Genomic DNA, 12,451 nt, shown 5'->3' with positions numbered 1-12,451 from the left:
AGCATGATTGTCGGACTCGGTACAGACATCGCGGAAATTGAGCGCATTGAAAAAGCCCTGGCCCGCAGTGGCCGTGCTTTTGCCGAGCGCATTCTGACGCCGCAAGAACTCACGCAGTTTGATGGCCTGAAACAACAAGGTCGTTATCTGGCTAAGCGTTTTGCTGCCAAAGAAGCGGCGTCCAAGGCGCTGGGTACAGGCATTGCGCATGGCGTGAGTTTTCAGGACTTTGCCATCAGCAACGATGACAATGGTAAACCTTTGCTGAGCCTGAGTGGCAAAGCGGCGGAATTGGCGCAGCGCAGCCAAGTGGTGTCGGTGCATCTGACCATTTCCGATGAGCGCCACTATGCGGTGGCGACAGTGATACTCGAAGCGTGAAGCAGAACGATATCTCAATAAAAAAGAGGTGCTGAGCACCTCTTTTTTTGTTTGCGGTAGCAGCCCTCTACTCGGGCTGTTCGGTTAAGTACGGTTGCGCGGTGGCAATGACCTTTTCCATCTCATCCTGCAGTTCAAACAGTTCTGGCTCGACATCGCTGATGCTGGCGCCCGAACGCAGCGTTTGCTCCAGCGTGGCACACACTTTCTTCAAGCGTGGTACGCCGCTGTAGGAGCAACTACCGTGCAGTTTGTGTACGTGATGGAGCAGATCGGCAATCAAGTATTCATCATCTTCCAGAGCCATTTCGACTACCTGATTCACTTCCGGAATCGACTCGACCAGCATCTTGAGCATTTCACGCGCCAAGTCTTCCTTATTGGCCGCTTGTTTGAGCGCTGCCTGCCAGTCGACGATGATGTTGCTGTGTTCCGGCTCATCGCTGCTGATGGCGTTGGCATCGAACTCAATCGGCTCGGGCAACTCTATCTTGTTTACGTCATGCTGCAGTGATTCCGGACTCCAGTGCACCAGTACCTGTTGCAGAATATGCTCTTCAATCGGTTTGGTCAGGTAGTCGTCCATGCCTGCCTTAAGCAGGCGATCGCGTTCGCCGGACATCGCATGCGCGGTGACGGCAATCACGGGCGTATTCTGATTGAGTTCCAGTTGCTTAATCTCTTTACACGCCGTCACGCCGTCCATGTGTGGCATCTGAATGTCCATCAGAACGATGTCGAAGTGACGCTGGCGAGCTTGCTCAATCGCATCCTGACCGTTGGTGCAGGAGACTACGGCATCCACGCGTTCTTGCAGTAGGGCAGTGATCAGTTTCAGGTTAGCCGGGTTGTCATCGACTGCCATTACGGTGAGTGGCATCTTGTCTTGCTTGACGGGCAGTTCCTGCGGCGGCGCTTCCACCACTGCGGGTTGATGCGCGATCAGCGTCTGCAGCAGTTTCTTACGCGACAGCGGCTTGGTAATACACTGCACCGGATACTGCTTCATCAGCAGGTCGGCCAGTGCCAGTTCAGTACTCGGGGTACCGACAATCACATTCGAGGTGATACTAATCGCACGCTGCACCCACTGCTCAACCAGTTCAACATCGGTTTCTTTGCTCGGCGCCAGATTCAGCAACACATAATCGAAATGATCCGATTCTTCCGGCATCGCTGAACGATAGGTCACGGTCAGGCCCGCTTGCACCAGCAGTTGCTGCACTATCGACGCCGCCTGCATGTTCGGCTCAACCAGCAGCAATTGTTTGTTGCTCAGTACTTGCGGATCCAGCCAGTCGCTCATTGGCATTTCGGTAATGTGCAGACGCAGAGTGAACCAGAAGGTGGAACCCTGGTGCAGGCGGCTGGTGAGGCTGATTTCGCCGCCCATCTGGCTGACCAGTTTCTGGGTAATAACCAAACCCAAACCAGTGCCGCCGTAGCGACGTGAAATGCTGGCGTCGGCCTGACTGAAGGCCTGGAACAACTGCGCTTGCTGACGCTCGGAAATACCAATCCCGGTATCACGCACCATAAATTGCAGTTCTACCACATCATCGCGCTGCGAACGCATTTCGACACTGATGTCGATGTTGCCACGCTCGGTAAACTTGATGGAGTTACCGACCAGGTTGGTCAGTACTTGTTGAATACGCAGCGGGTCGCCGACCAGACCGGCCGGGATCTTCGGATCCACTTTGAGCGTGATTTCCAGCCCTTTTTCATGCGCGCTGGTGGCTTGCAGATTAACCACTTCTTCCAGCGTTTCCTGGAACTCAAACGGAATGTTTTCCAGTGCCAGTTTGCCCGCTTCCAGTTTCGAGAAGTCGAGAATGTCATTGATGATGGTTAGCAGGTTGTTGGCCGACTTTTCAATTGTTTGCAGGTAATCGGCCTGACTGTTAGTCAGCTGGGTTTTTAGCATCTGACGGGTAAAGCCAATCACACCATTCAGCGGAGTGCGCAGCTCGTGCGACATGTTGGCGAGGAATTCCGATTTGACCCGCGCCGCTTCCTGCGCGCGTTTTTTCGCGATATCCAGCTCGACGTTCTGGATCTCCAACTGTTCCAGCGTTTCGCGCAAATCCGAAGTCGCCTGATCGATGCTGTGCTGCATCTCTACGTGGTATTCCGACAGCGAGACCGCCATTGCGTTGATGCCTTTTTTCAGCGAATCGAGCTCGCCGTGCATTTTGCCTTCGATACGCACATCAAGATGGCCGCGGCGAATGCGGTCGACCATATTTTTCATGTGCGTAATCGGGCGGGTCACGTCGTGCATCAGACGGAAGGCAAATACGCCGGACAGCAGCAGTCCCATGATCAGCACCAGACAGGCGGAGAAAATTTCCTGATATTGCTGCAGGCGCAGTGACGAGAGATCCAGTTCAATAGCGATGTAACCCAGCACTGGGGTGGATTGCGCATTAAGGTTATCTTCGACCAAACGGCTTTCAGCCAGGATTGGTGTGCGCAGGATCAGGGTGTTGTCATCCAGTTGTGAGCTGCTGAGGACCGGGATCGGTTTGTCCTTCGGGTACATCAGCGCTTCGAAATTGGGATGGAAGTTGGAGGTGACGAACAGCTCATGGCGCGCGTCAAATACCGCGATACTGCGGACAAATTTAGAATTCTTGCGGTGTGCGTAACTGATGATGCGGCGCACCGATTCGCGGCTCTGATTTTTCAGCGCATCTTCACTGGCAATCGCCAGTGGTTCAATGATACTGGCGCCGGCATTGAGGACTTGCGTCTCCAGATCATGATAGCGGTTGAAGGAAAACAGGGCGCTGAGCAACAGCCCGATAATCAGGGTCGGAGCCAGAGTCAGAGTAATTACGCGCGCACGTAAGCCATATCGGGTCATTATTGTCTAAACATCGTGGTGTGGATATGGGAAAATAACCGGACAAAATGATTCGCCGGAGTATCGAATAAGCGGTTAGCTTAATTCAAGTACAGTTACTTCGACAATCTTCCCCGGACAGAATAGTGATTCGGGGGCGAAAACCATCATATAAATCACATTTAGGCACAGAGCATGGCACGTTTTTTCCAACCGAAAAAGAAAACCACCATCAATCAGAAACATCAGTCCGTCACGGTGACGAAACTCGACCATCAGGGCGCGGGTATCGCCTACCATGAAGGTAAACCGGTGTTCATTGACGGTGCCTTACCCGGTGAAGATGTACTGATGCAACTGACCGAAAGCAAAAGTAAGTTTGCCCGTGCCAAGCTGATTAAAGTACTGAAACCGAGCGCGCAACGTGTGACGCCTTTTTGCCCGTATTATGCTGAGTGTGGTGGCTGCGACTTACAGCACCTAGAGCACGCGGCACAAATCGAACACAAGCAGCAGGCGCTCAGCCAACTGATGACGAAATTCGCCGGTCAGCAACTGGCGCTGTCTGAGCCGGTTATCGCGAGCGATAAAGGTTATCGCCGCCGCGCACGTCTGAGCCTGATGTGGGATAGAAAAACGCAGCAACTGCAGTTCGGTTTTCGCCGTAAGCAAAGCAAAAGCATTGTCACTGTCACCGACTGTGCGGTTCTGGAACCTAAGTTAAATGAATTGTTGCGTGAGCTGAACACGCTGCTGGGCGGCTTTGCTCACCCGGAGCAGTTGGGGCATGTCGAGCTGGTCAAAGCCGACAACACGCGCGTACTGGTGCTGCGTCATCTGGCGCCGCTGGCCGCCAAAGACCAAAGCGCATTGGAGGCATTTGTCGCTCTGCATGACCTCACTCTGTATCTGATGCCAAGTAGCGATAAGCTGGAACTAATACGCGGTGAAGGCGCCGTCTATGGTGAAGCGGGCGTGACGATTCCGTTTCTGCCGAGCAACTTTATTCAGGTGAATCAGCAGGTCAATCAGGCGATGGTCGCTCAGGCTCTGGAGTGGTTGGAGGTTTCACCTGACGAGCGTGTGTTAGATTTGTTCTGTGGTTTGGGCAACTTCAGTCTGCCGCTGGCGAAAATCGCGAAACAAGTCGTCGGCGTGGAAGGCATTGACGACATGGTTGAGCGTGCCAAAGCGAACGCCGCACTAAATAATCTCAATAACGTCTCGTTTTATCAGGCTAATTTGGAACAAGATATGACAGGTGAGGCGTGGGCAGCCGAAAAATTTGATAAAGTATTGCTCGACCCGGCCCGAGCCGGAGCGGCAGGTATCGTTGACCAGTTGGCCGAATTGGGTGCCAAACGTGTGGTTTACGTCTCGTGTAATCCTGCTACGCTTGCTCGTGACAGTCAAAGCTTGCTGAGTCAGGGATACCAGTTGGTGAAATTGGGAATGCTTGATATGTTCCCTCATACCAGCCATCTGGAATCAATGGCTTTGTTTGTAAAAAATCGGTAAGCGTCGAACTTCCGGGAGCGGAAGGGAGTCGAATACCACAAAATATAAGAATTAGGATAATCCCATGGTTGCGGTACGTAGCGCACACTTAAATCCAGACGAACAGTTTGAGCTAGAAAAATGGATTTCTAGTTTGCAACAGGAGCAGAAAACCTCAGCGAGGCTGACCGAGGTGTATCGCCAGTGCGAACATCTGCTGGAAGGTAATGCTCAGGGGCCACTACTATTGTGGCGCGGTCGTGAAATGATCGAAATCCTGATCACGCTGTCGATGGACCGCCCGACGCTGGTGGCGGCGTTGCTGTTCCCGATCGCGACCAGCGGCTTAGTGGATCGCGAAGAGCTGGAAGAAGATTACGGCAAAGAAATCATCAAGCTGATCCATGGCGTCGAAGAGATGGCGGCGATTGGTCAGCTCAACGTGACCGTGCAGGGCAGCGAAGCCTCGGCGCAGGTCGATAACGTGCGCCGCATGTTGCTCGCGATGGTCGATGATTTCCGCTGCGTGGTCATCAAGCTGGCAGAACGTATCTGTAATCTGCGTGAAGTGAAAGATCAGCCGGATGACGTCCGTCGCTCGGCTGCGAAAGAGTGTGCCAATATCTACGCGCCGCTGGCCAACCGTCTTGGTATTGGTCAGCTCAAGTGGGAAATCGAAGATTACGCCTTCCGCTATCAGCAGCCAGACACTTACAAGCAGATCGCCAAACAGCTGTCTGAGCGCCGTATCGTGCGCGAGCAATACATTCGCGACTTCGTCAATGATCTGCGTAACGAGATGAAAATCTGCAGTATCAACGCCGAAGTGAGCGGTCGTCCGAAACATATCTACAGCATCTGGCGCAAGATGCAGAAGAAAAACCTCGCGTTTGACGAGCTGTTCGACGTGCGCGCGGTACGTATCATTGCCGACAAACTGCAAGATTGTTATGCCGCGCTGGGCGTTGTGCACACCAAATACAAACATCTGCCCAGCGAGTTTGATGATTACGTCGCCAACCCGAAACCGAACGGCTACCAGTCGATTCATACGGTGATCCTGGGCCCGGAAGGCAAAACGATCGAAATTCAGATTCGTACCAAGCAGATGCATGAAGAGTCGGAACTTGGCGTAGCGGCGCACTGGAAGTACAAAGAAGGCGCCAGCAGCGGCCGCAGTGGTTACGATGAAAAGATCACTTGGCTGCGTAAACTGCTCGATTGGCAGGAAGAGATGTCCGATTCTGGCGAAATGCTGGATGAACTGCGCAGTCAGGTATTTGATGATCGCGTATACGCATTTACGCCGCGCGGTGATGTGGTCGATCTGCCGATGGGTGCAACACCACTGGATTTTGCCTACCACATTCACTCTGAAGTCGGCCATCGCTGTATCGGTGCGAAAGTGGCGGGACGTATCGTGCCGTTTACGCACAAACTGCACATGGGCGATCAGGTGGAAATCATCACCGCCAAAGAGCCCAACCCATCGCGTGACTGGCTGAACCCGTCGCTTGGCTTTGTGCACTCGGGTCGTGCGCGTGCCAAGATCAACGCTTGGTTCCGCAAGCAGAGCCGCGAGAAGAACCTCGAAGCAGGGCGTGAGATCCTTGAAGCCGAACTGGTGAAAATTGGTGCCACGCTGAAAGATGCCGAAGCGTACGCGCTGAAGCGGTTTAATGTGAATACCGCAGATGAGCTGTATGTCGGAGTCGGCAGCGGTGACCTGCGTATCAACCAAATTGTTAACCATATCAATGCATTGGTGAACAAGCCGACCGCCGAAGAAGAAGACAAGCTGGTGCTTGAAAAACTTCAGGTCGGAGAGAACAAATCCGCAAGCGCGCACCATCGTCCGCATAAAGATGCGGTGGTGGTGGAAGGTGTCGATAACCTGATGACTCATCTGGCACGCTGCTGTCAGCCGATCCCGGGCGATGAAATCAAAGGTTACATCACGCAGGGGCGTGGGATTTCTGTCCATCGCAGCGACTGCGAACAGCTGGAAGAGCTGAGCCATCACGCGCCAGAGCGTATCATTGATACCGTGTGGGGCAGTGGTTTTGTCGGCAGTTATCATCTGACCCTGCGCGTTGAAGCGATGGAACGTGTTGGTCTGCTGAAAGACATCACGACGCTGCTGAGTAACGAGAAAGTAAAAGTCAGCACCATGAAGAGTCGCAGCGACTACAAGCGCCAGATCATCATCATGGACTTCGAGCTGGAAGTGAACAGCGTTGAAGTGTTGGAGCGCGTATCTAAACGTATCGAACAGATCAAAGATGTCATGCTGGTGAAACGTCTCGGCTAACCTCTGCGAGGTTCAGCGCCAAATAATCTAAGGCGAGTGGTGATGCTGCTCGCCTTTTTGTTTTAAGGAAGTAAGTCATATGAGTCATCCAATCGAACAGCTTGAAAACATCATGGCCAGCCTGCGAGATCCGCAAACGGGCTGCCCTTGGGATAAACTGCAAACCTTCGACACCATTGTGCCGCACACAATTGAAGAAACTTATGAAGTGGTGGATGCGATTCACAATCAAGACTGGCCGAATCTGCAGGAAGAGTTGGGCGATTTGCTGTTTCAGGTGATTTTCTACAGCCAGCTGGCGAAAGAGCAGGGGCTGTTTGAGTTTCGTGATGTGGTGGAGTCGGTGAATGAGAAGCTGACCCGCCGTCATCCGCATGTGTTTGGCGAGGCCAGTTTCGAGGACGAAGCGGCGTTGAATGCCAACTGGGAAGCGGAGAAAGCCAAAGAAAAAGCCGAGGCAGGCAAAAGCGAACAAAGTATCCTAGACTCTATACCACAATCGCTTCCGGCATTATCTCGCGCCAACAAGATTCAGAAGAAGTGCGCTAAATATGGCTTCGACTGGAAAACGCTCGGGCCGGTGGTCGATAAAGTGCACGAAGAAATCGATGAAGTGATGGCGGAAGTGCTGCACGTCGACGTTGATCAACAGAAAGTGGAAGAAGAACTGGGTGATCTGCTGTTTGCTACCGTGAATTTGGTTCGCCATCTTGGCAAGGACCCGGAAGTGGCTCTGATGAAAGCCAATCAGAAGTTTACCCGCCGTTTTCACGGGGTTGAAGCTCAGGTGCGAAATCAGGGTAAGTCCTTAAATTTCTTCACACTTGAAGAGCTGGATGCGATGTGGGACAAGGTCAAACAGCAAGAAAAAGCATGACCACCATGTGACAAATTATGTTGAGTCAAAATTGACTCAGATAATAACGACGGATCTTTTTCACGTTAATGCTCTTTGATTTGAAGCAAAAAATAAAAAACTGAGTGTGATAGATTTCACGTTGTGGCGATAAATGGGTTCTGGTATAGTTTCGTCCCGTCCAGAAGAAATCCATTTCCCTCATTCAACCAATTTCAGGTTAAACATGACGACAAATTATATTTTTGTTACTGGCGGGGTTGTATCCTCTCTAGGTAAAGGTATTGCAGCGGCATCCCTTGCAGCGATTCTAGAAGCTCGTGGTCTTAAAGTGACTATGATGAAGCTTGACCCTTACATCAACGTTGACCCAGGCACAATGAGCCCAACTCAACACGGTGAAGTGTTCGTTACGGAAGATGGCGCGGAAACTGACCTAGACCTTGGTCACTACGAGCGTTTCATTCGTACCAAAATGACCAAGCGCAACAACTTTACCGCAGGTCGTGTTTACGCTGACGTTCTACGTAAAGAACGCCGTGGCGACTACCTGGGGGCAACCATTCAGGTTATTCCTCATATTACTAATGCGATCAAAGATCGTGTGATTGCTGGCTCTGAAGGCCACGATATCGCTATCGTAGAAGTGGGCGGTACTGTGGGTGACATCGAGTCACTACCTTTCATGGAAGCAATTCGTCAGCTGGCGATCGAAGTTGGCCGCGAAAACGCGATGTTCATGCACCTGACGCTGGTTCCTTACCTGGCAGCGGCAGGTGAAGTGAAAACGAAGCCAACTCAGCACTCGGTTAAAGAACTGCTGTCTATCGGTATTCAGCCAGACATCCTGGTTTGTCGTAGCGATCGTATGATTCCGGCCAACGAGCGTAAGAAGATTGCGCTGTTCTGTAACGTGCCTGAAAAAGCCGTTATCTCAATGAAAGACGTAGACTCTATCTACAAGATTCCACAACTGATCCGTTCTCAGGGTCTGGATGATCTTGTCTGTGCACGTTTTGGCATCAATGCGCCTGAAGCTGATCTGTCTGAATGGGAACAGGTTATCTATGAAGAAGCGAACCCAACCGGTGAAGTGACTATCGGTATGGTGGGTAAGTACATTGAACTGCCAGATGCTTATAAATCAGTGAACGAAGCGCTGAAACACGCGGGTCTGAAAAATCGTCTGAGCGTGACTATCAAGTACGTTGATTCACAAGATGTTGAGACTAAAGGTGTTGAAATCCTTGAAGGTCTTGACGCTATTCTGGTACCAGGTGGCTTCGGCGATCGTGGTATCGAAGGTAAGATTCGTGCGGCGCAATACGCACGTGAAAACAACATTCCTTACCTGGGTATCTGTCTGGGTATGCAGGTAGCACTGATCGAATACGCGCGCAATGTGGCGGGTATGGAAGGTGCGCATTCAACAGAATTTAACAAAGACACCAAATACCCTGTGGTAGGCTTAATCACAGAATGGGTAGACAGCGAAGGTAACGTTGAAGAACGTACTGAAACGTCAGACCTGGGTGGTACGATGCGTCTGGGTTCACAACTGTGTCACCTGGCGAAAGGTTCTAAAGCTTACGATATGTACGGTAGCGCAACGATTCATGAGCGTCACCGTCACCGTTACGAAGTGAACAACAACCTGCGTCCGCAAATTGAAAAAGCGGGTCTGAAAGTGTCTGGTTTGTCTGCTGATAAGAAACTGGTAGAAGTGATTGAGAACCCTGCTCACCCATGGTTTGTAGCAGCTCAGTTCCACCCAGAATTCACATCAACGCCTCGCGATGGTCACCCATTGTTTGCAGGCTTTGTGAAAGCTGCGGGTCAGTTCCAGCGCGGCGAATTGAAGTAAAAGGATATGGGTAGCGGCTTGTGTTGTGCGGCTACCCTTTTAGTTTTGACATTTAAATTCAATGAGAGGAAACATTAATGTCTAAGATCGTTAAAGTTCTAGGTCGTGAAATCATCGACTCACGTGGTAACCCAACTGTTGAAGCTGAAGTTCACCTAGAAGGCGGTTTCGTAGGTATGGCTGCTGCACCATCGGGTGCATCAACGGGTTCTCGTGAAGCTCTTGAGCTGCGTGATGGCGACAAATCTCGTTTCCTAGGTAAAGGCGTTCTGAAAGCTATCGCAGCTGTTAACGGTCCAATCGCTGACGCTCTAGCTGGCAAAGACGCGAAAGATCAAGCAACTGTTGACCAGATCATGATCGACCTAGATGGTACTGAAAACAAATCTAACTTCGGTGCGAACGCAATCCTAGCGGTTTCTCTAGCGAACGCTAAAGCAGCAGCAGCTTCTAAAGGCATGCCTCTGTACGAGCACATCGCTGAACTGAACGGCACTGCTGGTCAATTCTCTATGCCTCTGCCTATGATGAACATCATCAACGGTGGTGAGCACGCAGACAACAACGTTGATATCCAAGAATTCATGATTCAACCAGTTGGCGCGAAAACTCTGAAAGAAGCGGTACGTATCGGTTCTGAAGTGTTCCACAACCTGGCTAAAGTTCTGAAAGCGAAAGGTTACAACACTGCAGTTGGTGACGAAGGTGGTTTCGCTCCTAACCTGAAATCTAACGCAGAAGCACTAGAAGTAATCGCAGAAGCGGTAGCTGCTGCTGGTTACGTTCTGGGTAAAGACGTAACTCTTGCTATGGACTGTGCTGCATCTGAGTTCTTCGACAAAGACGCTGGCATCTACAACATGAAAGGCGAAGGTAAAACTTTCACTTCTGAAGAGTTCAACCACTACCTGGCAGAGCTAGTTGAGAAATTCCCAATCGTTTCTATCGAAGACGGTCTGGACGAATCTGACTGGACTGGTTTCGCACACCAAACTCAACTTCTTGGCAACAAGATCCAACTTGTTGGTGACGATCTGTTCGTAACTAACACTAAGATCCTTGCTGAAGGTATCGAGAAAGGCATCGCTAACTCTATCCTGATCAAGTTCAACCAAATCGGTTCTCTGACTGAGACTCTAGCTGCAATCAAGATGGCTAAAGATGCAGGTTACACTGCAGTAATCTCTCACCGTTCAGGCGAAACTGAAGACGCAACTATCGCTGACCTAGCGGTAGGTACTGCAGCAGGCCAAATCAAAACTGGTTCTATGAGCCGTTCTGACCGTGTTGCTAAGTACAACCAACTGATCCGTATCGAAGAAGCACTGGGCGAACGTGCACCTTTCAACGGTCTGAAAGAAGTGAAAGGCCAAGCTTAATTTAAAGCTTAGCGTTGACGCTTAAAAAGAAGCCCTGCATTGCAGGGCTTTTTGTTTTCAAACGATTATCAATATTGATTATTCATCCAGCGTAAATGCTTCATCCCGCATTCTGAATGGCATGGACCCGGCGTTTATCTAGTTCGTCGCGAATCTGTTTGCCACTAAAACCTGCGGCGATCACCTGCTGCACATCCACTTTGAGCGCGGCACGGTAGGCGCGCAGAAAAATATCCCGTTGTGGATAGGGGTTCTGTTCTAAGCCTAAACGTCCACGATGGTCCGCTTCGCAGCACAGCAGTACTTCATCGAGTCGCTGCGGTTTACGCCATACATCCAGTAGATTGAGCACTTTCAGCTTGGTTGCCGGTTTGAGCTCTGCGGCGCGATGGACATTGGAATGTTGCGCGCACACCGCTAACGCCAAATCGCGAAACTCATTCGGTACTTTGACACGTGCGCACAGCGCCTCAATGAGCTTCAATCCGGTATGACAATGCAGTTTGTGGCTCGGCCACTCTGATTCAGGCGTCACGCCCTTGCCGAGATCGTGCACCTGCGCGGCAAAGCGTACAGTGAGTGATTCCGACAGCAGCGCTGCTTGTTCGGCCACCATTAGCGTGTGTACGCCCGTATCGATTTCCGGATGCCATTTCTCAGGTTGAGGCACGCCAAACAAGCGGTCGAGTTCCGGCAGTACGATCTTCAATGCACCGCAGTCACGCAGGACTTGCAGAAAAATATGCGGGTTTCGCGTCGACAGCGATTTGTGCCACTCCTGCCAGACGCGCTCCGGCGTCAGATGTTGCAGTTCACCCGATGCGCTGATGTGTTGCATCAGCGCCAGCGTCTCTTCGGCGACAGAAAAGCCGAGATGCGTGAGTTTGGCGGCAAAGCGCGCGACGCGCAGTACGCGCAGAGGGTCTTCGACAAACGCTTCCGAGACATGACGCAGCAGGCGATCTTGCAAATCGCGCTGACCTCCGTAGGGGTCGATCAGCGTTCCGTCTTTGGTTTGTGCCATGGCGTTGATGGTGAGATCGCGGCGCAGCAGATCCTCTTCCAGCGTGACATCCGGCGCGAAGTGGCAGGCAAAGCCAGTATAGCCGGAACCTGTTTTACGCTCGGTACGAGCTAAGGCGTGCTCTTCACGGGTCTTAGGATGCAGAAACACCGGAAAGTCTTTGCCCACGGCCTGAAAGCCAGCGTTGAGCATCTCTTCCGGACTGCTGCCAACGACCACCCAATCTTTGTCATATACTGGAAGCTGAAGCAATTGATCGCGAACTGCGCCGCCAACGAGATAAATTTGCAC

General features: G+C 51.6%; 8 protein-coding genes. 6 read left to right on the top strand and 2 right to left on the bottom strand.

Translation table 11 applies throughout. The features are described 5' to 3' along the window. The first annotated feature begins 3 nt into the window (after positions 1 to 3). Positions 4 to 381 (top strand): holo-ACP synthase, encoded by a 378-nt coding sequence (gene acpS, locus LGV68_RS17225; protein WP_032081245.1) that lies wholly within the window; start codon positions 4 to 6, stop codon positions 379 to 381. A 67-nt stretch (positions 382 to 448) separates the two neighbouring features. Here acpS and barA read toward each other — a convergent pair whose 3' ends face one another. Then, the gene (gene barA, locus LGV68_RS17220; RefSeq protein ID WP_252535723.1) at positions 449 to 3,250 is read right to left on the bottom strand and encodes a two-component sensor histidine kinase BarA; all 2,802 of its coding nucleotides are present in this window, start codon (positions 3,248 to 3,250) and stop codon (positions 449 to 451) included. Positions 3,251 to 3,424: 174 nt separating this feature from the next. Between barA and rlmD the strand changes: the two genes are divergently transcribed. From rlmD to eno, 5 genes are all read left to right on the top strand, one after another. Then, on the top strand, positions 3,425 to 4,747 hold the full coding sequence (rlmD, locus tag LGV68_RS17215) for a 23S rRNA (uracil(1939)-C(5))-methyltransferase RlmD (RefSeq protein WP_252535722.1): 1,323 nt from the start codon (positions 3,425 to 3,427) through the stop codon (positions 4,745 to 4,747). A 64-nt stretch (positions 4,748 to 4,811) separates the two neighbouring features. After that, positions 4,812 to 7,037 carry a GTP diphosphokinase gene (gene relA / locus LGV68_RS17210; RefSeq protein WP_024373468.1) on the top strand — a complete coding sequence of 742 codons (2,226 nt, stop codon included), beginning with the start codon at positions 4,812 to 4,814 and terminating at the stop codon, positions 7,035 to 7,037. A 79-nt stretch (positions 7,038 to 7,116) separates the two neighbouring features. Beyond that, positions 7,117 to 7,914, top strand: coding sequence for a nucleoside triphosphate pyrophosphohydrolase (gene mazG, locus LGV68_RS17205; RefSeq protein WP_222750912.1), 798 nt, complete (start codon positions 7,117 to 7,119; stop codon positions 7,912 to 7,914). A 205-nt stretch (positions 7,915 to 8,119) separates the two neighbouring features. Then, positions 8,120 to 9,757 carry a CTP synthase gene (locus tag LGV68_RS17200; RefSeq protein WP_020332172.1) on the top strand — a complete coding sequence of 546 codons (1,638 nt, stop codon included), beginning with the start codon at positions 8,120 to 8,122 and terminating at the stop codon, positions 9,755 to 9,757. A gap of 77 nt (positions 9,758 to 9,834) precedes the next feature. Further along, positions 9,835 to 11,136, top strand: a complete 1,302-nt coding sequence (gene eno, locus LGV68_RS17195) for a phosphopyruvate hydratase (RefSeq protein WP_020332173.1) — start codon at positions 9,835 to 9,837, stop codon at positions 11,134 to 11,136. Between the two features lie 100 nt (positions 11,137 to 11,236). On the opposite strand, the gene LGV68_RS17190 is transcribed toward eno, so the two are convergent. After that, entirely contained in the window at positions 11,237 to 12,451 is a 1,215-nt protein-coding gene (locus LGV68_RS17190) for a multifunctional CCA addition/repair protein (RefSeq protein WP_020432353.1), read from the bottom strand.

It is taken from the genome of Vibrio sp. LQ2, from assembly GCF_023920125.1.
Taxonomy (GTDB): Bacteria; Pseudomonadota; Gammaproteobacteria; order Enterobacterales; family Vibrionaceae; genus Vibrio; species Vibrio fluvialis.
The sequence above is the reverse complement of the archived record's forward strand: the minus strand, read 5'-3'. Positions and strand labels throughout refer to the sequence as shown.